The following is a 21901-nucleotide window of genomic DNA, read 5'->3' as shown; positions in this document are numbered from 1 at the left end:
TTTTAAAGTAATTTTTTATTAGTAAATCTTATTGCTTTAGCTTTTATTAATAGTTTTTATCTATACTTGTATCGAGGGATAGTATTCTTTATTCTAGTAATCAGTGTGTTAAGTAGGTATATTTGTAAAAGAAAAATGAAACAAAAACAATAATATTATGAAAGAAACTAAATTAACAACAGCATCAGGAAGACCATATGTAGATCATGAAGATTCATTAACAGCAGGAGCTAGAGGACCTGTCTTATTAGAAGATTATATTTTGCATGAGAAGCTTGCTCACTTTAATAGAGAGCGTATTCCAGAGCGTATAGTACACGCTAAAGGAGCAGGAGCGTATGGTACATTTACAGTAACTAATGATATTACAAAGTATACAAAAGCGAAGTTGTTTAGCGAAGTTGGAAAACAAACAGAACTATTTATTCGCTTTTCTACTGTAGGAGGTGAGAAAGGGTCTGCAGATTCAGAACGTGATCCACGTGGTTTCGCTGTTAAGTTTTATACAGAAGACGGTAATTGGGATTTAGTAGGAAATAATACTCCTGTTTTCTTTATAAAAGATGCCAAAAAATTCCCGGATTTTATACATACACAAAAAAGACACCCTATGACTAATCTAAAGTCAGCTACTATGGTATGGGATTTCTGGTCATTAAATCCTGAAAGTTTACACCAAGTAATGATTTTGATGTCAGATAGAGGTACGCCATTCGGGTATAGACATATGAACGGATATGGTAGTCATACGTTTTCTATGATTAATAGTGATAATGTAAGAGTGTATGTGAAGTTTCATTTTAAAACAGCACAAGGTATTAAAAACCTAACAGGACCTGAGGCGGATGATATGAGAGCTAAGGATATGGATTATGCACAACGAGATTTAAACGACCACATTGCTAATGGAGATTTTCCTAAATGGAATTTAAAGATTCAGGTAATGACAGAACAGCAAGCAAAAGAGGCAATAGTAAATCCATTTGATGTCACTAAAGTTTGGCCTCATGCTGAGTATCCTCTTATTGATGTTGGTGTGATGGAGTTGAACAAAAGTCCACGTAACTATTTTCAAGATGTAGAACAGGCTGCTTTTGCACCAGCACATATCGTAGATGGTATCGGTTTTTCACCAGATAAAATGCTTCAAGGACGTTTATTGTCTTATCCAGATGCACAACGTTATAGATTAGGAACTAACTATGAACAAATACCAGTAAATCGCTGCCCTTATATGACTAATAATTACCAAAGAGATGGTTATATGAGAGTAGATGGAAATGGAGAGGATGCTCCAAACTATTTCCCAAATAGTTTTGATAACATCAAAGTTGATCAAAGTTATGCAGAACCAGCTCAAGAGCTAAATAGTGTAATAGCGGATAGATATGATAGAAATGGAGAAGGAGAGAATGATCACTATAGCCAACCTGGCAAACTATATGAGATTATGACAGCTGAAGAAAAAACAAATACAGTAGCTAATATCGTTGCAGCTATGGGCGGAATAGACGGACCTAAGCGCGATGAAATTATCGGTAGACAACTTTGTCACTGGTTTAGAGCGAATATGGAGTTAGGTATGAGAATTGCTCAGGGCTTAAACTTCGATGTAAGTAAACACATGAATTCATAATAGTTATTTATATACTCCTTAAGAACCTCCTACTATTAAACAATAGCTAGGAGGTTTTTTTATTACACCAATTTTTTTCTTGGTTTCGTCAAATTTTTGATTTAGAATATTATGTCTATTTTTGTTAGTAACCTAAACTTTTAATCTATGCGTTGTTATAATATCATACTTTATGTATTGACCTCTTTTTCGTTGGTAGGTTGCTCTTATAAAGCATATCAACCTATTGTGTTTTCAGATTTGGATGCTAATCGAAGTATTGTAGAAAATAAGAAAGGATATATAGCTAACTTATCTACTGATGAACAACTCTGGTTAGATAATAATAGCCATGTAACAACAGAGGTCGGACAGTTTTATATTCATACTAAGGATAGAAATACTTACAAAGTTATACAGCATAATGATACTACTTATTTATCTAATAGACATATTGTATTTAAAGACGTTCATAACTTTAGAGATATGGGAGGTATAATGAATAAAGAAGGAAAGCAGATTGTATGGGGACATTTTTTTAGAAGTGGACATTTATCTAAATTAAAAGCAAATGAATTTGATAAGGTAAATGGGTTAGGTATAAAGACAGTCATAGATTTGCGTACTGATAAAGAATTAGCAAAGAAGCCAGATAGAATACCTGCAGGTATATCTTATAATAATGTACAAGTATATGATGACTCTGAAGATATGTTCTCGAAGACCAAAAAAGAAGTGTTAAAAGGCAAAATCACACCAATACAAGCAGATAGTTTAGTAATGGAGTTTTACAAGCTTTATATGCTTGAAAATCCTCAATTTGTAAAAGGTATAGTAGATCAATTATTTGATAGTGATGATGCAGTATTATTTCACTGTTCTGCTGGCAAAGATAGAACAGGGATGATAGGAGCGTTAGTGTTGAGTATCCTAGAAGTAGATAGAGAGATTATTTTATCAGAGTACATGTTGTCTAATAATTATAGAGCTAAAGAGGTAGAGAAGCTTTTAAAGTTAGCAAAGATAGGAAAGGTGATATATCCTAAGATAGACTATCAAGTAATAGAAAACTTTTCATGGATAAAACCAATTTATATTGAAGCAATGTTCAGGGGAATTGAAGGGAAGTATGGTTCTATGGATAATTATATCACTAACGGATTAGGAATAAGTAAGGAGAAAAGACAGCAATATATAGATAAATATACTTATTAGTATTTTGTGTTAGCCATCAAATGTTATAATTTAGAGAAATCAAATAGAAAGTTATGTATAAAGCGTTATGGAGTATCATAGCATTGTTTAGTGTTATCACTATACAAGCACAAGAGAAGAAATTTAGTCAAAAAATAGGAGAACTAATGGAATTAGTGACTGCTGATAAAGTGGATAATTCTCAAGTAAGAGATATATTAAAAACGTTAGCAATAGCGCCAAAGAAGATGCAGGAAGGAAAGATGGATTATAGTATATATGATGATTTCGAAGGTGATACACTATATTATATTCCTTATAAAACAGCTGAGGAACCTCGATTTTCTGTAGAAAAACTTAAACGAGGAGATCAGTTGTATTATACTCTTCAGTTTCTCATAGATAGTGAGTATATGAAAGATACTTCAGGTAAAGTAACATTTAAGGATAAAGATTATTTGTATAATACTACAGTAGAAGAATTAATGCCTTATTGTACTACTCCTATGAATTATAAAAATGGAAAGGGTAATAACCCAGAATCTCCTTTGTTAAGCTGTGTGTATACTAACCCTCAGAGCAATAGAAAATTGATGTATTGGGTAGTATGTGAAAGTAAAATAGGAGATACAGAAAAAAACAGAATAAAAGAAATTAAGATTCAAAGCCAAGAGCTTTGGAGATAATTAAAAAACACAAGGATTCTATGTTACTGTCTAATGTTAGTAGAGGGAATGCTCTTGCAGTTGCTATTAAGATGTTGATTATTTCATCAGTAGCATCTTTAAATTGTTTATTGATCCAATACGTAATCTACAAAAATGCTAATGAAGGAGTTCATTATATCAATAGAGATTTAATGAAATTTGAAACAATAAATTATATCGTTACCCTATTTAATATTGTAGCGAGTTTATTCTTTCTTATAGTGCTAATAGTGTGGTTTTTTAGAGCATATTCAAATATGCAGAGTGTTGACTCTAGACTAACAGATTCTAAGTATTGGATTTTATTGGGTTGGTTAGTACCTATTTTTAACTTTATAATGCCTTATAGATTGCTTAATAAGATGACTATATGTGCAGTGTTATATATTAAAAAAAGTACAGCGATACAGCTCAAAAGATTTAAGTCTTATTGGATTTTATTAATATGGATTAGTTTTATCTTGATTTACTTTATGCGTATGTATCAATATAGAATAATGGCAATAGCAGATGTTATGTATACCATCAAATTAGGTGTCTTAATTCATGGAGTCATATTAACTACTATATTGCTCTTTGCTTCTTATTTTAATTTTTATAGAAATCTAGAGGCTTTAATTTATAAGAAAGAGTTAGAGAATAGTGGGGATTCGACAGATTATATTGAATTAGTAAGGGAGTAAAAACTATTGAACTACATATCTTTTATGATAGGGAAGCAAACAGTTTTAAGTTTTATAAACGATCTTGGACATACCTATGTTCAAAAAGGGTTTACATCAACTCAAAAAGGTATGGTGCTTAAGTATAAAGTACCTGACAATGACTTTGTACTAATAATAAAGTTTCACGTTATTCATAATGAAGGTAAAGGTAGCGTGAGTTTCTCTTGTGCTATTATGGTGCTTTCTGAACAATTAAAAGAATGGAGGCTAAAGAATTATAGAAGTAGAGATTTGGCTATAGATACGGTATTTGTCACTCAGTTGCAAGATGTCATACCTCAGTTTCCTAAGAAGTTTAATTGGGAAATTACACAGAAAAACATACAAGAATTTAAACAGATTGTTCAAGATTTGTTATTAACGTATGTAAATCCACTTCTTAACTTCTTTCTTAATAAACAGATTTTGATTGAGTATATTATAAAGAATGGATGGAGACTAAATGAATATATGTTGTCAAAAAACTTTATCTATCCAGTTGACTTTATGTGCTGTTTTGCTACCTATGAGCAAAGTGTACAAGGGTTTAATAATTATCTAAAAAGAGAAGGACTAGTTCAGCAAGCCAAGAGAGTTTATAAAGAAATAAATTCTCCAAAATATAAAGGTTTTATCTCAAGTGATGCGATTGAAGATAAAGTTTTTCAATTAGCATATCTGCATAAAATACCAATTATTTCATAAAAGAATATAATGTAAGATCAATGACTATTCTATTCTTTTGTAAGTATATTCTTGATTATTATGCTCAAGTACTATTACTTTATCGCTTACAGCTTTTAGAGAAAAGAATAAAGTATCACGTTTGTTAGTATCACTTTCAGCAAGAACACATAATTGATGACTATTCACCCACCAGTGTGTGTATTGTTTATTGATAACATTTATAGAAGAAGCATCTCCACTCTCTTTTAAAGTAAAGCTTTTAGGTTTCTCTTTATTGAAAGGAATGAATTCAGTCCAATTACCTTGAATACTTTTGGCAACAGTAGTTTCTGACGAGTCCATTTCTGGGCGATGAAAAGAATCTTCTTTTTTACAGCTAACTAGTATCAATAGAATAATAATAAATGTATAGTTCTTAAATTGCATTTTATTAATTGTTAAAATAGTGTAATGTGAAACAAATATAGTGAATTAATTTGCTTGATGTTATTTAAATTTGATATTTGAATAGTTTTGATTTAAGTATAAAGATGTTGACAAATTAAGAAGTGAGTTTTTGAATAGATCGATATAGAATATCTAGATTAACTTCCATTTCCTCTTTGTTTAAATGCCCAAATCCCAATCGTATACCTCTCATAGTTTTATTTTGATAAAGTATTGTTTTAGGCAAAAAAAGGTTATTCTTTAAGCATTCTTTTTGTAACTGCATAAGATTGATTGGTATATTCCACTCTATCCATATTGCCAATCCTCCTGCAGGTAGTTGAAACTTTATATTGTCACCAAAAAAGCGATCTAATAATTCAGCGAAGTTATCTCTGCGCTCCCTATATATTTTAGATGCCTTTTTTAAATATCTAAATATTTCTCCTTCTTCTATTAGTTCGTTTAATACCTGTTCCATAATAATATCTCCTTTAGGATCAAGTAAGCGCAGGTATTTTTGCATTTCTAATAATACACTTTCTGGGGCTACTATAAAACCATTTTCAAAACTTGGCGCTAATGATTTTCCAAAAGAACCTACATAGACTACCATCCCATTAGTATCTACACTAGCTAGCGGTAATACTGAGCTTTTCTCATATCGAAAATCGTAGTCATAGTCATCTTCTAAGATAATAAAACCGTACTTATGGGCTAAGTTTAATAACTGTACTCTTCTTTGTGCGCTTAAGGTAACAGTTGTAGGGTAGTGATGATGAGGAGTTAAGTACAGCATGCGTATTTCATTATTTTTACACATCTTTTCTACTGCTATCACATCTATACCTTGCTGGTCGATAGGAACAGTTAAGACTGTTGCACCTGCTTCTTGGAAGATCATATTTCGAGAATAGTAACTAAGGTCAGTCACTAGTACTTTATCTCCTGTAGAAAGAAGCACACGACAAGCTATGTATATGCTCATCTCTGTGTTACGGGTAATTAAAATATTATTTTTGTTGATATGAAGCCCTCTTGAGAGATTTAGGTAATTTGCCATACTTATCCTAAAAGAATAATTATCATCATATTGACTATTATAAAGCTTCTTTTTACTACTTTTTCTTTTGAGATTAGCGCTATAGAATGAAGATAGTTGATCTATTTGAATAATTCTAGTATCAGTCGTACCATCATTGAAAATATAATCACAATGATTAGACTCAATAGGAGAATCTAGTAGATTACTAGAGAGGTAAGAATAGCCTGGTTTGTTAGGGTATTGTTGAAGTGATTTGTAATCAATTCCTTTTAGTTTTTTTAAAGTAAAAGATTTTTTATCTAAAACAAAACACCCCTTATTCGCTAACATTTCTATCCATCCTTGTGTCGCTATTTCTTCAAATGCAGCTATGACAGTATTTCTATTAACCCCTAATAAATTAGCCATAGTTCTAGAACCAGGTAGTTTTGTACCTTCAGGGATGAAATTGCGTTGTATTGCATTGCTAAACTGATTTGCTATCTGCATGTAAATCGCTGTTGAAGAGTTTCTATCTATTTTTATAAAACTCTCATAAGGTATTTTAACTGGACTAGGCATTTGCAATAATATTAAAGATAATCTATGCCGGAAAGGTACAGTTTTTATTTTGTATCAGATGATACACTAGTTATGTAATCTAATTTTTATTATAGATATTCCTTTTCATTTATTGGTGTGTCAACTAGTTTTTCCATAAATTAGGGGCAAGAATTTTTATAATTATGAATGTATCAATACTACAGATGGTTAGTATAGTAAGCTATTCTAATGCATATCTTAATGATCAGTTGCCAGAGATATCAAACCAAGGCGAAAAGATATCAATGTATTGTAATAAAGTTTTGTTTCACATTCCTGTAGTAGGGCATGAGAATCAATATACTACTCAAGCTCCAATAGATTGGTTTTTATCTTTAAAGTATAGAGGAGTAAAACAAGTGAAATTATTTTATAAAAAAGTTACCCATAATAATAGACCAGAAAATATATCAGCAGGATTTGATGGGGGAACGGGGATTTGGATGGTTGAGGTAGTGTTAGAAGAGAGATCAGAATTTTGGTATAGTAAGTGGGAAGTTGATGAAGATAAACGCAAATTAGATTCTGATAGAGTATGGAACGTAATATATAAGCAAGCTCCTATAAGCATATTGCCAAGTGAATACTATAATATTGAAGATCAAAGTAAAGAACTAGCACTGATTCTAACAGAGTTAGTAAGCTTTTGTAAAACTGCTGAATTCAGTAATTGGCAGAGTATATTCAGTGGAGCACTTCATGTTCTTACGCAAGGAAAGCCTTCAGTAGAGACATATTTAAAAGACATGATTGTAGAAGGAATGTATGCTAATGAAGCTTTAGCCTTAATGGAAGCTTCAGATAGATCCTATGTATTCGGTGGTAAGGGATCGTGGAGTGATATTGGGACATTACAAAGTGTAGAGCTCAATCAAAAGTATATGACTTTATCAGAAAGACTTTATATCAATTTAAATAAGAGTATCATTGCATTTGCTAATTCTGGAAAGTAATAGGAAGTACTTCTTACTAAAAATAATTAAATATTTTATTTTCATTTGATAAAAAAAAAGCCATTTTTAATATGCACCTTTGCGCCCTAATTTTTTTAAGTAAATAAATGAACTGGATTATTTTAATTATAGGAGGGTTATTTGAAGTTGCATTTACATTTTGCTTAGGTAAAGCGAAAGAAACTTCAGGGGGTGAAGCTATTGGATGGTATGCAGGTTTCTTGTTGGCATTAGTGTTAAGTATGGCTGCATTAGTTAAAGCAACTCAATCTTTACCTTTAGGAACAGCGTATGCAGTCTGGACAGGGATAGGAGCTGTAGGTACAGTGTTAGTAGGGATATTCGTATTTAAAGATCCTGCTACATTCTGGAGAATGTTTTTTATTGCCACACTGATAGGATCTATAATCGGATTAAAAGTAGTAGCTGTATCTTAAGCTATAAATGATATAAATTTAAAAGGGACTTTCATTAGGAGTGAAAGTCCCTTTTTAGTAATAAAAAAGTAGTTAATTGTGTTGTTGTATGCGTAGCAATATGGAATATATTAACATGAAATCTGCTTATTGTATACTAAAGCTAGGGAAGATATTTTGAACGACATAATGTATATTTGTTCTATAATAGTTTTTTACTGCATATATTTGAATACATATAGTATTAATACTTCTACAATCTCATTTTAGGCTTTTCAAATTGTTTTTTAAAAGCTTTTCTTTGTATAAAATGAAATAAGAGATATGCCAGAGAAGTATTTAGAAGCTTTTATAGTTCACTTAAAACAAACAATAGTACTAGATCAGCTAGCTATTAATAGAGTGTTAGAAGTGGTGGAAGTAGTAAAATTAAAGAGAAAGGAGTTTTTACTGACCCCAGGACAACCTTCTAATTATATGCGTTTTATTGCAGATGGAAGTATAAGAAGTTATCACCTTGATGAAAATAGTCAAGAACATACACTTCAGATAGGAATTGAGAATTGGTGGGTTAATGACTTGTATAGTTTTCTTACCCAAAAAGATTCACAGTTATATATACAGGCTATAGAACCTGCTATAGTCTTACAGATAAATCGTTCTAATCTTGAACAATTATATATAGATATCCCTGAGATGTCTACTTTCTTCAGAATTAAAATTCAGAATGCTTATGTAGCCCTACAAGATAGAATGCTAGAAAATCTTAGTACTGATGTATATACTCGTTATCAAAAGTTCATTAAAGAATATAGAGATATAGAACAGCGTGTACCCCAGTATGTTGTTGCCTCTTATTTAGGAGTAACCCCAGAGTTTCTTAGTTATTTAAAGAAAAAACACCTATAACTCGTTTCTTAAGTTATCTTAAGAACCACCTTGTCACGAGCTAATACATTTGCCTTATACAAAACAACAATAGTAGGCAGATGAGATTAGCTTTTTTTTATACCTTAATTTATATAGTTTTTGGACAGACTTTATTCGCACAGAAGTTTTCATTCACTCCAGAAGGAATGGTAGGTAACCGTTCTTATTTTTATACACATACTTTTAATTATCAAATTAGTGATAAGGTAAAACTTCAAAACCTAATCTTATTTGATACCGAATATGGTAACGACCAGCATAATATCCTATTTATGCGCAATACTTTAGCGTATCAATTCTCTAAATATTTTAGCCTTAATACTTCTATAGGGATTAAGAACCCAGGTAAGTTCGCTAGTATGTTAGTTCAGTATCAGGTGATAAGAAAGGAAGTGTTATTCTCTTATTCAGTAGGAACGACATATCAAGCAGGCTTTACTTTAGAGCAGTCTATTCTTTTTGAATATACACCTACTATCACTGATAAAGTGAAGGGGATTTTCAGAGTCTCTGCTGTGGGAAATGTAAATAAAGAGGAGTACACAAGAGGTTTTCAACACATTAGGCTAGGGGTAAAATATGAGCAGTATAGTTTTGGGTTAGCCGCTAATTTAGAACAGTTTAATAATTCATGGAAGCACTTAGAAAATTTTGGTGTTTTCACAAAAGTAAATTTATAAGATATGAATAAGAATCAAGACGTAGGGTTATTAGTAATGCGTATAGGTATTGGATTTCCAATGTTATTATATGGCTTAGGTAAGTTGTTTAATGGGATATCCTTTATCCAAGGAATATTAGTAGACAGGGGGCTACCTGCATTTTTTGGCTATGGTGTATATGTTGGAGAAGTTGTCGCACCTATTTTATTATTGCTAGGATATAGAACGAGATTAGCGAGTTTAGTCTTTGCTATTAATTGTATTACAGCTATGTTATTAGTACAGAGTGCGGATGTATTTAGTCTAAATGATAACGGTGGGTGGAAGGTAGAACTATTAGGTATCTATGCCTTAGTAGCAGTAGGTCTATTTTTTACAGGAGCAGGTAGATTAGCTATTTCTTCTAAACATCAGTGGGATTAAAAAAAACACTGTAAACTAGTTAGTTGTGTGTTTTTGGCACGGCATTTGTAATACTATAAACGTAGTATTATATTCATAGTTATTTTTTTTTGAGTGATGTTAACAAGGTTAATTAGCATCAAACTAGTAATAAAATTTTTATTATTTGGTTTTGTTTATAAAGCATAGGTACTTCCATACTTATGCTTTATTTTTTAGACCTTTTTCTAAAAGTGTGTTAATTCTACTACGCAAAGAAAATGAGTAACTTAGATTATACCTTCTCGTTTAAATGTTATTTGCGAATTTAAGGTTATAATAAAATATAAGGGTGTATTCAAAAGGTTTGGTTTTAAATACATATCTTTGCAAAGTAATGAATATCAGTATTTATTAGCTTTTTTTAGACCAATCTTCAAGGTCACTTTTTCAAATTATCAATGGATTATAAATTTATAGAATATTATTTTTTCGGTTCGAGTGAGTCCATAATGAGACCATAGTGACTCCATTAAAACAGCCTTTTTAATGGAGTCACTATGGATACAAGATGCTGTCACGATGCTATCATACAAAGCGAGATAGCAACTTCATAGATAAGAATTAATAAAAAAAGTAGTTTTGTATTAAGATAAGTGATAAAATCTATAATCCTAAGTTAGATTAATATAGTTGATTTATAATTAAATAGAACTACAAATTTAAATTGAGTGTATATGAAAGAATGTGGTTATCTTGACTTATAATTTAACTGTATTTACTTGTTGAAGCTACTTGATATTTAAAGTTAAAAGGTGTTTTTAATTCTATACTTTTAGTATAATCCGTATCTTTAGAAGATAAGAGGTAGTTCTTAATCTATGTTAACTTGTAGTGACAGGATCTTCCTTAGTTTTACAATAGAATTATTTTATCAATTAATAATAGAGATGTTATGTCAAATGTAGATTTAGTTATAGAAGAGCGCGCAGCGAGTATTGGTAATTTTTTAGTTGGTAGATTGTTGCCTTTTAGACAGAAGCGCTCAGTAGGACCATTTACTTTTATAGACCACATGGGGCCTATCTCAGTGGTAGATCATGACAATCTGGATGTAGATCCTCATCCTCATATTGGGCTTTCTACGTTAACTTATTTATTTGAAGGTGAGATTATGCATCGTGATAGTGTGGGAAGTATAGAGCGTATCACACCAGGTGCAGTTAACTGGATGACAGCAGGTAAAGGAGTGGTGCACTCAGAACGTATGCCTGATGATATCCGAATTAATAAACCAGATACAATCTTACATGGATTACAGATATGGATAGCTCTGCCAAAAGAGTTAGAAGATGTAGAACCTTCTTTTGTGCATATAGAAGCCAAAGAGTTACCGAATTGGCAAGAGGATGGTGTGTCGTATAAACTAATAGCTGGAGAGGCATTAGGTAGAAAATCGCCAGTGCCAGTATACAGTCCCTTATATTATATAGAGATAAAATCTTCTGAACAAAAAACAATTAGTATAGGTAATGGTTTATTTGGAGAAGCAGCGATGTATATTTTAGAAGGAAGTGTGAAGAGTGGTGAGCATGAGTATGAATCTAAAAATATATTGATAGCGAATGATAGTACATTATGTGAGTTTGAGATGATGCCTAATACGACAGTGTATATCTTCGGAGGAACTCCATTACCAGAAGAGCGTTATATTTTATGGAACTTTGTATCTCATGACACAGATAAGTTAGAAAAGGCAAAAGAAGATTGGATTAATCAGAATTACGAGGTATTTCCATTAATAGAAGGAGATAGTGATAGTTACGTGCCTTTTCCTGATGGGATGAAATCATTTAAAAACAAAACAAAATAAAAATGGATATTACAGTGAAAGCCGTTTTAGGCAATGAATTATATTATACTGAGGTTACAGCAGGAACAAATGTTCTAATTACAGATGAGCCTACAGATCTAGGAGGGCAAAATAAGGGATTTAATCCTTTTGAGGTACTAGCTACTTCTCTTGCGAGTTGTACTGCTGCTACGTTGCGTATGTATATGGACAGAAAACAATGGAAGGCAGATAAGATTATCGTTGAGGTGGAGATGACGAGAGATGCTTCTGGTACAAAAACAACTTTCGATAGGAAAGTGTCTTTCGAGGGAGCTTCTTTAGATGCTGATATAGCGAAGAGATTATATATGATAGCGGATAAATGTCCTGTACATAAGGTATTGACTGGTGAAGTGACTATTAATACAGAATTAGCTATTTAGATTGAGGGAACTGGGAGCAGAAAACGGAGAACAGGGGAATTAGAGATAATTAATCAAAAACAAAATATATTATGGATATAAAACATGAAGCTCAAGAGCATAAAGGGGCATTTGTTGCCTATATAGATGGACAACGTGCTGGAGAAATGACTTATTCAGTAGCAGGTACAGATAAGATTATCATTGATCATACAGGTATAGAAGAATCATTTAATGGCAAAGGAGTAGGAAAGGCTATTTTATTAGAAGGAGTAATCCCTTATGTAAGAGACAAGCAGCTTAAAGTATTACCACTATGTCCATTTGCTTCTGCTATATTTAAGAAAATGACAAATGAGATAGGGGATGTATTAGTTTAATTACTTTACTGTTTTTTTGTGATTTCGGTTTTTTGTTTTTTTGAAAAAGTAGTTTGTGTATAATAAGATTATTAAACTTTCAGACAACATCATCACGCCATCACACTATCACAAAAAAAACGTCTTTTGATATTTCTGATTATGTGTTGTTCTTGAGTTGTCTAGTGTGAAATAGTAGACTAACAAGTTTTGTGTGATAGACATCAGATGTCTGTATTGTTTTTGTTACCTTTGTGCTGAATTAAAAATGATTAGAATCTTATGAACGAAAAGACACCTTTTGGATTAATATCTACAATAGAAGTACCTCATGCATTAAGTGTGAAAGGGAGCTGTTGGAGTAAAGAAGGATTGTTAGTCGCGAATTATGTTAACGCTAATGAGGGTGCTAGTAGTCCATACGAATTAGTATATACTATCATAGATAAAGAAGGAAATACAACGCAAGAGAAAGAGACAAGAGGAGTATTACCTATTTTGTTTTTAAGCCCTAGTAAAGAGAATTTTGTTTCTTTAGTCAGTACTGACGAAGAAGTAGAAGAGATGTTCTCTTATGCAGTATTGGATAAAAATACAAAAGGATTTAAGGGAAGTAAGTCTCTAGACGGACGTTTCGTAGGATGTACAGCTAATCACAGTATCTTCTATAATGTAGATATCTGGAGTGATAAGACAGGGGATGTGATGAGTGTATTAGAGTATGTAGATGGAGTATTAGTCAAGGAAAATAAAGTAGCAATACCATTTCCTAAGGACAATAAAATCTGTGTACGCAACGGAGAGATTCACTTGATCACAGAGGTTGAAGATGGATGGTTACACCGCCAGATAGATGTAAATGGAGAAGAGATAAGAAGAAGATTACTAGAGTTTGATTTCCCATTTGTACATGAGGCCTTGACCTTATCTTTTGATGAGAAGTCATTCTTATTATGTGAGGAGAATGGAGAAGTAGGTATCGTAGAGATAGATGCAGATGGAGAAGGGATGTATGGAGACTTGTTTAATATAGGAGATGAGTTCTTCGGTACTTGGCAACCACAACGCGTTAGCGATAATGCTAATGCAGTACAGTTCACTACAGAGTTTGGTAACGGATGGTTAGTGATTAAAGATGATGAGTTAGTAGAGTTGTTCTATAACAAGAATAAAAAGGGGTACCAAAACTTGCTAACTAAAGAAGTGTTGTCTATTGATAATAATGACTTGGTTCTATCTGGTATTAGCCCAATATCTGATGGTACAGTAGGTATAGTATTCTATCCTAGAAAACCTCGAAAAGAGACTTATAACAAGTTCTTTGTGTTACAACACGAAATATAGTTTAATTAAGACTCGTATGCTTAGTATACTTGTTCTTAAAATAATAAATAGAAAAAAGGTCACTAGCATTATGTTAGTGACCTTTTTTTATTGTTAGATAAAAGCTTATTTAACAGGCATATATTTATTGATAAACTCTACTAGTTCTTTGTTTTTCCAAACAATAGCTTGTGTGTGACTAGCTCCTTCTACTAAAATAAGCTCAATACTAGGGGAACCTAGTAGCTTTAAGCCATCTACCATGCCTTTCGTTACTAAAGCTGGTACATTAGTATCTGCTGTACCTTGGATAACTAATACAGGTTTATCTATCTTCTTAGTACCAGGTTGACTTTCTTTTAAGAACTTTGTAATTACTTGATCATTCTTAAATTTGTCAGCGTTAAGCCCAGGGTATTGCATTACTTTGTTTTTAGGATCTTCTTTCATGAACTTTATAATGTCAGCCATAAAAGCTTGGCGAATCCCTTCTAAACATTCTCCGTTATCTCCATTAGAACCTTCTGCAAGTTTAGCAAATTCTTTTGCGCGTTGTTCAAAAATAGCAGTATAGTCATAAGAAGGTTCATACGCTTTGATACCAGTACCAGCTAATGCAGCGTAGGCTAATAAAGTAGCATAAGATGTTACAGAGTTTCTCTTTTCTAGCGGAATAGGTGTAGGGCTAGCATTTTCTCGTGTTTCAATATCAGCTAAAGCTTTAGGAGCTACTTCAAGGATAATCTTACCAAGACTAGAAGCAGGTGCACCTGCAACTGCACCTTTAAAAGATGCGTCACTATTAGCAAACTCAGCTATACCAAGTGATGCTTGACCTCCTTGAGATTGACCTGCAGACATCCATGCACCATTAAAGTCATTTTTATATTTTTCTTTTACAGCTTTTACAGCATATAGTGCGGAGTTGGCTTCACTAGTTAGATTTAAGTAAGGGTGAATACCAGGAGTACCTAGACCTTCATAATCAGGGGCTATGATTACATATCCCTGAGCTAATAAAGCTTCTGCGGCTACTTTAAAGTTATCACCTAGGGGGTTAGTACTAGGTGCACATGCATCACTTACTCCTACAGTACCGTGCGCCCAAACTACAATACGGTAACCATCTTTCGGTTTAGGTGTCTTAGGATACATAATTAGGGCAGTTGCATTCTGTACTTTGCCACTTACATACGGCATTGTATAGGTCATAATCTTTATAGAGCTAGCAACATCTAGTTTGGTTAGCGAATAGTCCTTTTCAGAAACATATTTACTGTGATTGTTGTCGTTGTTATTATCATCGCTATTACACGCTGTAAGCGTCATAAAGGTGAAAGTTGAAGCAAGTATGATTCCTGCAAAAAAAGTTGTTCTTTTCATAATTAGTCGATTGTGATGATACATATCATTTGTTTAGGATAAATATAGTAATATCTTTGAATTATGACGTTAAATGTCATAGATGGTTTGTTTTTTTATGCTATTATTAAATAGTATTATATACCTTAGTAAGGTATATTGATATATAAAGTTTAAAAAGGATAGAGTGTTTTCGAGTTTATACCCTAGAGAATTGCAATAAAATCGATTTTAATAAGTTATATATAAAAATAGTATTATGATAAAAAACGTATTGGTTATAGCGATGTTTGCTATTGTACTCGGAAGTTGCAATACAACAAAGAGCGAGAAAGTAGATGGAGTGAATGACGTAGAGATAAAGGAAGAAATAAAACATGAATCTGTTCCTTATGGAATTGCTAAGGGATACTATGTGCTTAATACAGTTAACAATGAGAAGGTAGAGAGCTTGCGTATTACTTCTCAGGATTATTTTGATCGTTTTTTTGGGATGGCTGCAGTGATGGGAAAAGATGGTAAACCAACAGAGATTGACTTTAAAAAGTCATTTGTATTAGCATTAATAGGACAACCATCAGAGAAAGATACTACATTCGATGTTGCTACATTAGTAGAGAATGGTGATGCTCTAGAATTGACTTATATGATCAAGCAAGAGGATGAGACTAGATCTTTTACGATACACCCATGTGTTATATTAGTGGTAGATAAAACATACGAAAAAGACGTGCGTTTTCTTCCACTATAAGGTTACCTTTAGATGAAATAAGAGAGTTTATTGATGAATATTGAAGTAATAAGAAAAGAAGAAGTTGCTTCTGCCTTATGGACAGGAGGACAAACACAGGAATACAGTATTTATCCAAAAGGTGCTGTATACGCAGATAGAGATTTTCTATTTAGAATTAGCAGTGCGACTATTGAATCAATACCCTCGGAGTTTACTAGATTTGATGGATATCGCAGATATCTAGTGATGTTAGAAGGAGATCTTAATTTAGTTATAAATGATAAAAAAGAGTATTATGCAAATAATGCTCTTTTTGCATTCAGTTCTTCAGATAAGATTACTTCCTATTCTAAAGGCAAAGATTTTAATCTAATGTTACATCATAGTATTATAGATGAAACAGTGATGGTGAGTGATGCCTCTTTTAGTATAAAGCACAGAGTACTATGTATATTCGCTATTGAAAGAAGTCAAATTACACTGAATCAAGAAGTATACTCATTAGAGAGGTATGATTGTTTATTAGTAGACAATAAAGAATTAGAGATAATGGAGATACAACTTAGTCAAGAGGCTATTATAGCATATTGGTAGGTTGTTCTAGTTAGGTACTTTTCGTTTATCTATATCTCGGGTATTCTGTATTTAAAAGAATAAAATATCATTGATATTAATTTGTAATCTGTAAGGTTAAGGTTAAAATGTTTGATTTATCCTGTATAAGATGTGGTTTTTAATGTTTTAGTTATAATTACTTAAGAATTTGTTTACGATACCATCCGTTATTTAGAGTAAATTGGGGTATCAGAACTTTTAAATAAATTATTATGGAAGCATCTTATATCCTATTGCCATTAGTTGATTATAACGAGAATGCCTTTGATGCAGAGTTAAGTGAGTTGTTTCCTTTTTGTAAAGTAGTGAATATAGATTATCACAACCAACGTTTTTTAATTGCTTTTAAAGATATAGAAGCATTGTTAAATGATGAGAAGGCAGAAAAGGAAGTGTATGAATATGATACTAAGCTAGAATATTTTAGTAGAAAACATCCTTATCTTGATATAGGAGTGATTCATGTAGTAGGAGAAGATAAGAATTGTTTTTATGATGGGTATATTCTAAAGAATAGAAAAAAAATCAAGGAATATAGTGGTATGCACGATGCTTACGTTCCGATTATTAAGCACTTTATGCCTGAGTGTAGAGGTCTTGATTTGAATATTTTTACGAGAGAATTTTTAAACAAAAGTATATGAATGAGAAGATGAAAGTAATACAAGGAGATATCACTCAGCAGAAAGTAGATGCTATCGTTAATGCTGCTAATAGTTCATTATTAGGGGGTGGGGGAGTAGATGGCGCTATTCATCGTGCTGGAGGAGAGGATATCTTGGCAGAATGTAGACAAGTTAGAGCAAAACAAGGTGGGTGTAAAACAGGTGACGCAGTAATTACAACTGCGGGGAAACTACCTGCGAATTATGTCATACATACAGTTGGCCCTGTATGGAATGGGGGAAAGAAAGAAGAAGAAAGATCGCTAGCGAACTGCTATCTAAATAGCCTTAAGCTGGCTGTAGATAATCAGTGTGAAACAATTGCTTTTCCTAATATAAGCACTGGTATTTATGGTTTCCCTAAAGAATTGGCAGCTAAAGTAGCTATCAATACCGTTAAGTCGTTCTTAGAAGATAATGACTCTATCAAAAAGGTAATCTTTGTTTGTTACGATTTTGAGAACTTTAGTTTATATAAGAAAGAGTTTGGTAGTATATAATGTGACTTAACAGCTAACTTTTGGTTTATAATTATTTTATTTGCAGAGAAAAGAAAGAAGTTAGATGAATACACAGATAGAGAGAATAAAATATAAATTGTCTATAGTAGCAGACTGCGATCAGGATTTAATCGTTTTTGGAGCAGATGCTCATCAATATAAGATAGGAGATGTTGTTAGTGAGAAGGTAATACGTGATTTTGAACAAAAGTATACTGTAAAATTACCTGAAGCTTATGTAGCATTTCTAACTCAAGTAGGAAATGGTAATATAATAGAAGATGCTTATATGGGTAGTGCCGCAGGACCTTATTATGGTATCTATCCCTTAGGTGAGTGTTTAGATGATGTGAATGTAGAAGATATTCAATGTGCTCTATCTAAACCGTTTATCTTATATCCTGGTATGAAGGAAAGAGAATGGGATGAGTACTCTAAAAGCTTATGTGCAGAAGATATTTCAGATGAGGATTATTATGCTGTTTTAGAGAAGTTATATAGTGGATTATTAGCCATAGGTACGCAAGGATGTGCTATCACTACTTGCCTTGTGTTAAATGGAGAATATAGAGGTAGAATAGTCTATTTAAATGAGGATTATCAACCTGTCTTTGCTCATGAGGGGCATTTCTTGGATTGGTATGAACGATGGTTGGACGAAGTGATTTCGGGAGATTTAGTAAGTGAAGATGCTGGTTGGTTTGGTTATTCTATAGGAGGGACAAGTGAGCAATTATGGAATTCTTATAAAAATACACTTGATGAAACGCAGCAATTGACATTGTTAGATGGTTTATTAAAAAAGAGTACTATTGAAGCATATATCATTCAGGAGATTATAGATACTATTCCGAATACTCCGGAGTTAATAGCGTTGAGCTTGACTACTATTTTGTCTAAAGAGAACTTCACTAAGGCAATTCCCTTTTTAGAACAACAAGTGAGTGATAACTTGCTACATGTATTACAAAGAATACATTGGTATGGAAAGGATAAACCATATTGGTTACCTCTGATTAAAGCTAACAGTGCTAGTATAGAAGATGAAGAAACGTATCGTTTTTATACTTATGTACTGACTGATGCGACATCTGATTATGGTGAACTAGTATTGGCAGGGTTGCAGTCTCCAAATAAAGAAATACGTGGGCAAGCTATTTATACCTTAGGACAATTAAAGAATAAGCAGGCGTATCTAGACCACTTTATCCAATGTCTACATGATCAAGACGAAAGGATAATACTCTATACAATACAAGGGTTAGCAGGTGTACATGATGAGCGATTAGTAGATTGCTATAAAGAGGTGTATAAGAGATACAAAGAGAGTGAGGAAGAAAACTATATTCTAATTAATCTACAGCATAGATTAACTGAATTAGGTATGATTTTTAAAGATTTAGAAGAATAATGGATGAAGTAAGAAAGAAAAGTATAGGTAAGTTTCTGAGTTTAATACTCAGACACGAACCTAGTAAGATAGGAATAACCTTAGATGATAACGGATGGGCAGATGTGGAAGAGTTAATCTATAAATGTGGTAAACACAAGAGGTCTTTTACTAAAGAAGAATTAGATGAAATAGTAGAGACCAATAATAAGAAGAGATATGCCTATAGTACTGATGGTACTAAGATCAGGGCTAGTCAGGGGCATTCTATTACAGTAGATCTAGAGTTTGAATCACAGTGTCCACCCCCGTTTTTGTATCACGGGACAGCTGACCGATTCTTAAGTGCTATAAATAGTGAAGGAATTAAGAAAATGAATAGGCAGCATGTACATCTTAGCCAAGACAAAGAAACTGCTACTAATGTAGGTTCTCGTCATGGAAGAGTAGTAGTGTTGACTATATTAGCAGAGAAGATGTATAAGGATGGAGTAGTGTTTTATCTATCTGCTAATGGTGTGTGGCTTACAGATTACATAGATCCAAAATATATTTCAAAATAAAGAACAATGAGAAAACGCGTATATATTCAGAAACAGACCTTAGTTATCCCACTTGTCTTAGTAGGGATAATGTGGGTAGTGTATTTCATGCAATATATAGGTATTTTTACGAATTGCTATGGGGTAATTCCCTGGACTGTGACAGGGTTAAAAGGGATTGTATTATCACCTTTTTTTCACGGAAGCTTAGACCATATCTTAAGTAACTCTATTCCTTTCTTAATTTTGTTTTTTTTGACATTGCAGTTTTATCCTAAGTCAGCTAAGACTGTATTAACAACAGGATGGTTATTATCAGGATTAGGAGTATGGCTGTTACCTGACTTTAATGCGATACAAAATGATGTATACTCTTGTCATATAGGAGCTAGTGGGGTAATCTATATGCTAGCTTTCTACTTATTCGTAAGTGGATGGATGAGTAAGAAGTTTTGGTTAATGTTATTATCCGTTGTTATCTTCTTTGTTTACGGAGGGATCGTTTATGGAATGCTGCCGATGATGGTAGGTGATAATATTTCGTGGCAAGGTCATTTATTAGGAGCAATTACAGGAGTTTATTTGGGAATTCGCTTGAATAAGCGAAAGAGATAAGTATTTTTGTAGAACCTTAAAGCTGCAGATAACGTTTAAACGAGAATGAATTATACAAAAAAGAGCAAGATTAGTGATTAAAGTACACTGTAGTGTGGTTTGAGGGCTAATTGAAACTATGTAAAGTAGAATTTATTCCAAGTAAATGGTAGTTGAAGATTTAAGGTAAAAGCAATATAGAGTTGTGTTGAAGTAAGAACAGATCACAGCTAGGTCTATTGAGATTATAAAGCATATAATATGGAAAACGAGAACAAGATTTTTTACGCTAAAGGAGATGACCCTATTTTAGTAGAGGCATATAAGAAAGCTCAAGATACATTCAAATACTTTTGGAGAGAGTTATCATGGGAATATAGAAGAATAGTGCCAGGATTAGATATGGCGAGTGTAAAAGTAGCTTTCACGCAAGAAGTAGAAGGACAAGATGAGCCTATTATTGAGCATATGTGGATAGGAAGTGTTGACTTCGATGGAGATGTTATTTATGGGGAGTTATTAAATGAGCCAAACTTAATAACTGATATCAAAGAAGGTGATGAGTTAGGAGTAACACTTGATCAGATTAGTGACTGGATGTTTATCAGCGATGGGAAAACGTATGGTGGATATACAGTACAGGCTATGCGCTCTGTCATGACTGAAGAAGAAAGAAAAGAGCACGATGAGGCTTGGGGATTAGACTTCGGAGATTTTAATCACGTAAACTATGTATTTGAACAAGGAGAGCATCCAGAGAATATCATAGAGCATCCGATGAGTAAGAATATGAAGGAAAGTCTAGAGAAATTTATCGATGAGAATCCTGATGAAGTGACTAATAAAGATGAAGCAGGATACACATTCTTACACAAAGAAGTTATCTCAGGTAACTTAACAAGTGTAGAGGTGTTATTAGCAAAAGGAGCGAATAAAAACGAACCGAATGCTGAGGGAAAAACTCCAGTAGACTATGCAAAACAGTTAAACTGGGAGCATATCATCCCTGTGTTAGGATAAATAGTATTACAGAATAAAAATAAGAAAGCTCTAGTAGATATTACTAGGGCTTTTTTGGGTTAACGGTAATCAGTTAACGGTTTGCGGTTTACAGTTAATCAGTGTATTGTGGTTACTTTGTAGACTTTTATGTGAGATGCTTCTCACATACTCTGCTCGCGCAGACTTCGTCAGCATGATATGGATGGTGGATATATATTGTGGTTACTGTGTAAGGTTGGCGGTTTTTAGTTGCTGTAT

General features: G+C 32.8%; 25 protein-coding genes. 22 read left to right on the top strand and 3 right to left on the bottom strand.

Annotation, left to right across the window (positions count from 1 at the left end; all coding sequences use genetic code 11):
* Nucleotides 1–157: 157 nt before the first annotated feature.
* The 5 genes from LNQ81_RS17480 to LNQ81_RS17460 all read left to right on the top strand — a co-directional run bounded on the left by LNQ81_RS17480 (nt 158) and on the right by LNQ81_RS17460 (nt 4925).
* Nucleotides 158–1636: a catalase gene (locus tag LNQ81_RS17480; protein ID WP_229948972.1), complete on the top strand. Its 1479-nt coding sequence runs from the start codon at nt 158–160 to the stop codon at nt 1634–1636.
* Nucleotides 1637–1783: 147 nt separating this feature from the next.
* Complete coding sequence (locus LNQ81_RS17475) at nt 1784–2830, top strand: tyrosine-protein phosphatase (protein ID WP_229948970.1); 1047 nt, start codon at nt 1784–1786, stop codon at nt 2828–2830.
* A gap of 53 nt (nt 2831–2883) precedes the next feature.
* On the top strand, nt 2884–3495 hold the full coding sequence (locus LNQ81_RS17470; RefSeq protein WP_229948968.1) for a hypothetical protein: 612 nt from the start codon (nt 2884–2886) through the stop codon (nt 3493–3495).
* Nucleotides 3486–4199: a DUF4328 domain-containing protein gene (locus tag LNQ81_RS17465; protein WP_229948966.1), complete on the top strand. Its 714-nt coding sequence runs from the start codon at nt 3486–3488 to the stop codon at nt 4197–4199. The genes LNQ81_RS17470 and LNQ81_RS17465 overlap by 10 nt, the downstream gene beginning before the upstream one ends.
* A 24-nt stretch (nt 4200–4223) precedes the next feature.
* Nucleotides 4224–4925, top strand: coding sequence for a hypothetical protein (locus LNQ81_RS17460; protein WP_229948964.1), 702 nt, complete (start codon nt 4224–4226; stop codon nt 4923–4925).
* 24 nt (nt 4926–4949) lie between these two features.
* On the opposite strand, the gene LNQ81_RS17455 is transcribed toward LNQ81_RS17460, so the two are convergent.
* Together LNQ81_RS17455 and LNQ81_RS17450 are read right to left on the bottom strand one after the other, a co-directional pair.
* Nucleotides 4950–5333 carry a lipocalin family protein gene (locus LNQ81_RS17455; RefSeq protein ID WP_229948962.1) on the bottom strand — a complete coding sequence of 128 codons (384 nt, stop codon included), beginning with the start codon at nt 5331–5333 and terminating at the stop codon, nt 4950–4952.
* Nucleotides 5334–5448: 115 nt separating this feature from the next.
* Entirely contained in the window at nt 5449–6939 is a 1491-nt protein-coding gene (locus tag LNQ81_RS17450) for an aminotransferase-like domain-containing protein (RefSeq protein ID WP_229948960.1), read from the bottom strand.
* Between the two features lie 164 nt (nt 6940–7103).
* Between LNQ81_RS17450 and LNQ81_RS17445 the strand changes: the two genes are divergently transcribed.
* The 9 genes from LNQ81_RS17445 (at nt 7104) to LNQ81_RS17405 (ending at nt 14261) form a co-directional block, all read left to right on the top strand.
* Entirely contained in the window at nt 7104–7913 is an 810-nt protein-coding gene (locus LNQ81_RS17445) for a hypothetical protein (RefSeq protein ID WP_229948958.1), read from the top strand.
* Nucleotides 7914–8020: 107 nt separating this feature from the next.
* The gene (locus tag LNQ81_RS17440) at nt 8021–8350 is read left to right on the top strand and encodes a DMT family transporter (protein ID WP_229948956.1); all 330 of its coding nucleotides are present in this window, start codon (nt 8021–8023) and stop codon (nt 8348–8350) included.
* 303 nt (nt 8351–8653) lie between these two features.
* The gene (locus LNQ81_RS17435) at nt 8654–9238 is read left to right on the top strand and encodes a Crp/Fnr family transcriptional regulator (RefSeq protein ID WP_229948955.1); all 585 of its coding nucleotides are present in this window, start codon (nt 8654–8656) and stop codon (nt 9236–9238) included.
* 80 nt (nt 9239–9318) lie between these two features.
* Nucleotides 9319–9939, top strand: coding sequence for a hypothetical protein (locus LNQ81_RS17430; protein WP_229948954.1), 621 nt, complete (start codon nt 9319–9321; stop codon nt 9937–9939).
* A gap of 3 nt (nt 9940–9942) precedes the next feature.
* On the top strand, nt 9943–10344 hold the full coding sequence (locus LNQ81_RS17425) for a DoxX family protein (RefSeq protein WP_229948953.1): 402 nt from the start codon (nt 9943–9945) through the stop codon (nt 10342–10344).
* A gap of 913 nt (nt 10345–11257) precedes the next feature.
* Nucleotides 11258–12175: a pirin family protein gene (locus LNQ81_RS17420; RefSeq protein WP_229948952.1), complete on the top strand. Its 918-nt coding sequence runs from the start codon at nt 11258–11260 to the stop codon at nt 12173–12175.
* A gap of 2 nt (nt 12176–12177) precedes the next feature.
* Nucleotides 12178–12579: an OsmC family protein gene (locus LNQ81_RS17415; protein WP_229948951.1), complete on the top strand. Its 402-nt coding sequence runs from the start codon at nt 12178–12180 to the stop codon at nt 12577–12579.
* A 71-nt stretch (nt 12580–12650) separates the two neighbouring features.
* The gene (locus LNQ81_RS17410) at nt 12651–12938 is read left to right on the top strand and encodes a GNAT family N-acetyltransferase (protein WP_229948949.1); all 288 of its coding nucleotides are present in this window, start codon (nt 12651–12653) and stop codon (nt 12936–12938) included.
* 261 nt (nt 12939–13199) lie between these two features.
* Nucleotides 13200–14261 carry a hypothetical protein gene (locus LNQ81_RS17405; RefSeq protein WP_229948947.1) on the top strand — a complete coding sequence of 354 codons (1062 nt, stop codon included), beginning with the start codon at nt 13200–13202 and terminating at the stop codon, nt 14259–14261.
* Nucleotides 14262–14366: 105 nt separating this feature from the next.
* Here LNQ81_RS17405 and LNQ81_RS17400 read toward each other — a convergent pair whose 3' ends face one another.
* A complete protein-coding gene (locus LNQ81_RS17400) occupies nt 14367–15623 on the bottom strand; it encodes an alpha/beta hydrolase family protein (protein ID WP_229948945.1) in 1257 nt (418 codons plus the stop codon).
* A 238-nt stretch (nt 15624–15861) separates the two neighbouring features.
* Between LNQ81_RS17400 and LNQ81_RS17395 the strand changes: the two genes are divergently transcribed.
* The 8 genes from LNQ81_RS17395 to LNQ81_RS17360 all read left to right on the top strand — a co-directional run bounded on the left by LNQ81_RS17395 (nt 15862) and on the right by LNQ81_RS17360 (nt 21661).
* Complete coding sequence (locus LNQ81_RS17395) at nt 15862–16353, top strand: hypothetical protein (protein WP_229948943.1); 492 nt, start codon at nt 15862–15864, stop codon at nt 16351–16353.
* A gap of 33 nt (nt 16354–16386) precedes the next feature.
* Complete coding sequence (locus tag LNQ81_RS17390; RefSeq protein WP_229948942.1) at nt 16387–16929, top strand: HutD family protein; 543 nt, start codon at nt 16387–16389, stop codon at nt 16927–16929.
* A 233-nt stretch (nt 16930–17162) separates the two neighbouring features.
* The gene (locus LNQ81_RS17385) at nt 17163–17594 is read left to right on the top strand and encodes a hypothetical protein (RefSeq protein ID WP_229948940.1); all 432 of its coding nucleotides are present in this window, start codon (nt 17163–17165) and stop codon (nt 17592–17594) included.
* Entirely contained in the window at nt 17591–18115 is a 525-nt protein-coding gene (locus LNQ81_RS17380; RefSeq protein WP_229948938.1) for an O-acetyl-ADP-ribose deacetylase, read from the top strand. The genes LNQ81_RS17385 and LNQ81_RS17380 overlap by 4 nt, the downstream gene beginning before the upstream one ends.
* 64 nt (nt 18116–18179) lie before the next feature.
* A complete protein-coding gene (locus LNQ81_RS17375) occupies nt 18180–19526 on the top strand; it encodes an SMI1/KNR4 family protein (RefSeq protein WP_229948936.1) in 1347 nt (448 codons plus the stop codon).
* Nucleotides 19526–20068, top strand: a complete 543-nt coding sequence (locus LNQ81_RS17370; protein ID WP_229948935.1) for an RNA 2'-phosphotransferase — start codon at nt 19526–19528, stop codon at nt 20066–20068. The genes LNQ81_RS17375 and LNQ81_RS17370 overlap by 1 nt, the downstream gene beginning before the upstream one ends.
* 6 nt (nt 20069–20074) lie before the next feature.
* On the top strand, nt 20075–20662 hold the full coding sequence (locus tag LNQ81_RS17365; protein ID WP_229948933.1) for a rhomboid family intramembrane serine protease: 588 nt from the start codon (nt 20075–20077) through the stop codon (nt 20660–20662).
* Between the two features lie 240 nt (nt 20663–20902).
* The gene (locus tag LNQ81_RS17360; protein ID WP_229948931.1) at nt 20903–21661 is read left to right on the top strand and encodes a DUF2314 domain-containing protein; all 759 of its coding nucleotides are present in this window, start codon (nt 20903–20905) and stop codon (nt 21659–21661) included.
* Nucleotides 21662–21901: the final 240 nt, after the last annotated feature.

It is taken from the genome of Myroides oncorhynchi, from assembly GCF_020905415.1.
In the GTDB taxonomy this organism is placed as follows: Bacteria; Bacteroidota; Bacteroidia; order Flavobacteriales; family Flavobacteriaceae; genus Flavobacterium; species Flavobacterium oncorhynchi_A.
The sequence above is the reverse complement of the archived record's forward strand: the minus strand, read 5'-3'. Positions and strand labels throughout refer to the sequence as shown.

What these genes read in the sequence shown, in the direction of transcription:
- LNQ81_RS17480 (WP_229948972.1), top strand. Translation starts at nt 158, where the DNA reads ATGAAAGAAACTAAATTAACAACAGCATCAGGAAGACCATATGTAGAT.
- LNQ81_RS17475 (WP_229948970.1), top strand. Translation starts at nt 1,784, where the DNA reads ATGCGTTGTTATAATATCATACTTTATGTATTGACCTCTTTTTCGTTG.
- LNQ81_RS17470 (WP_229948968.1), top strand. Translation starts at nt 2,884, where the DNA reads ATGTATAAAGCGTTATGGAGTATCATAGCATTGTTTAGTGTTATCACT.
- LNQ81_RS17460 (WP_229948964.1), top strand. Translation starts at nt 4,224, where the DNA reads ATGATAGGGAAGCAAACAGTTTTAAGTTTTATAAACGATCTTGGACAT.
- LNQ81_RS17455 (WP_229948962.1), bottom strand. Translation starts at nt 5,333, where the DNA reads ATGCAATTTAAGAACTATACATTTATTATTATTCTATTGATACTAGTT.
- LNQ81_RS17450 (WP_229948960.1), bottom strand. Translation starts at nt 6,939, where the DNA reads ATGCCTAGTCCAGTTAAAATACCTTATGAGAGTTTTATAAAAATAGAT.
- LNQ81_RS17445 (WP_229948958.1), top strand. Translation starts at nt 7,104, where the DNA reads ATGAATGTATCAATACTACAGATGGTTAGTATAGTAAGCTATTCTAAT.
- LNQ81_RS17440 (WP_229948956.1), top strand. Translation starts at nt 8,021, where the DNA reads ATGAACTGGATTATTTTAATTATAGGAGGGTTATTTGAAGTTGCATTT.
- LNQ81_RS17435 (WP_229948955.1), top strand. Translation starts at nt 8,654, where the DNA reads ATGCCAGAGAAGTATTTAGAAGCTTTTATAGTTCACTTAAAACAAACA.
- LNQ81_RS17430 (WP_229948954.1), top strand. Translation starts at nt 9,319, where the DNA reads ATGAGATTAGCTTTTTTTTATACCTTAATTTATATAGTTTTTGGACAG.
- LNQ81_RS17425 (WP_229948953.1), top strand. Translation starts at nt 9,943, where the DNA reads ATGAATAAGAATCAAGACGTAGGGTTATTAGTAATGCGTATAGGTATT.
- LNQ81_RS17420 (WP_229948952.1), top strand. Translation starts at nt 11,258, where the DNA reads ATGTCAAATGTAGATTTAGTTATAGAAGAGCGCGCAGCGAGTATTGGT.
- LNQ81_RS17415 (WP_229948951.1), top strand. Translation starts at nt 12,178, where the DNA reads ATGGATATTACAGTGAAAGCCGTTTTAGGCAATGAATTATATTATACT.
- LNQ81_RS17410 (WP_229948949.1), top strand. Translation starts at nt 12,651, where the DNA reads ATGGATATAAAACATGAAGCTCAAGAGCATAAAGGGGCATTTGTTGCC.
- LNQ81_RS17405 (WP_229948947.1), top strand. Translation starts at nt 13,200, where the DNA reads ATGAACGAAAAGACACCTTTTGGATTAATATCTACAATAGAAGTACCT.
- LNQ81_RS17400 (WP_229948945.1), bottom strand. Translation starts at nt 15,623, where the DNA reads ATGAAAAGAACAACTTTTTTTGCAGGAATCATACTTGCTTCAACTTTC.
- LNQ81_RS17395 (WP_229948943.1), top strand. Translation starts at nt 15,862, where the DNA reads ATGATAAAAAACGTATTGGTTATAGCGATGTTTGCTATTGTACTCGGA.
- LNQ81_RS17390 (WP_229948942.1), top strand. Translation starts at nt 16,387, where the DNA reads ATGAATATTGAAGTAATAAGAAAAGAAGAAGTTGCTTCTGCCTTATGG.
- LNQ81_RS17385 (WP_229948940.1), top strand. Translation starts at nt 17,163, where the DNA reads ATGGAAGCATCTTATATCCTATTGCCATTAGTTGATTATAACGAGAAT.
- LNQ81_RS17380 (WP_229948938.1), top strand. Translation starts at nt 17,591, where the DNA reads ATGAATGAGAAGATGAAAGTAATACAAGGAGATATCACTCAGCAGAAA.
- LNQ81_RS17375 (WP_229948936.1), top strand. Translation starts at nt 18,180, where the DNA reads ATGAATACACAGATAGAGAGAATAAAATATAAATTGTCTATAGTAGCA.
- LNQ81_RS17370 (WP_229948935.1), top strand. Translation starts at nt 19,526, where the DNA reads ATGGATGAAGTAAGAAAGAAAAGTATAGGTAAGTTTCTGAGTTTAATA.
- LNQ81_RS17365 (WP_229948933.1), top strand. Translation starts at nt 20,075, where the DNA reads ATGAGAAAACGCGTATATATTCAGAAACAGACCTTAGTTATCCCACTT.
- LNQ81_RS17360 (WP_229948931.1), top strand. Translation starts at nt 20,903, where the DNA reads ATGGAAAACGAGAACAAGATTTTTTACGCTAAAGGAGATGACCCTATT.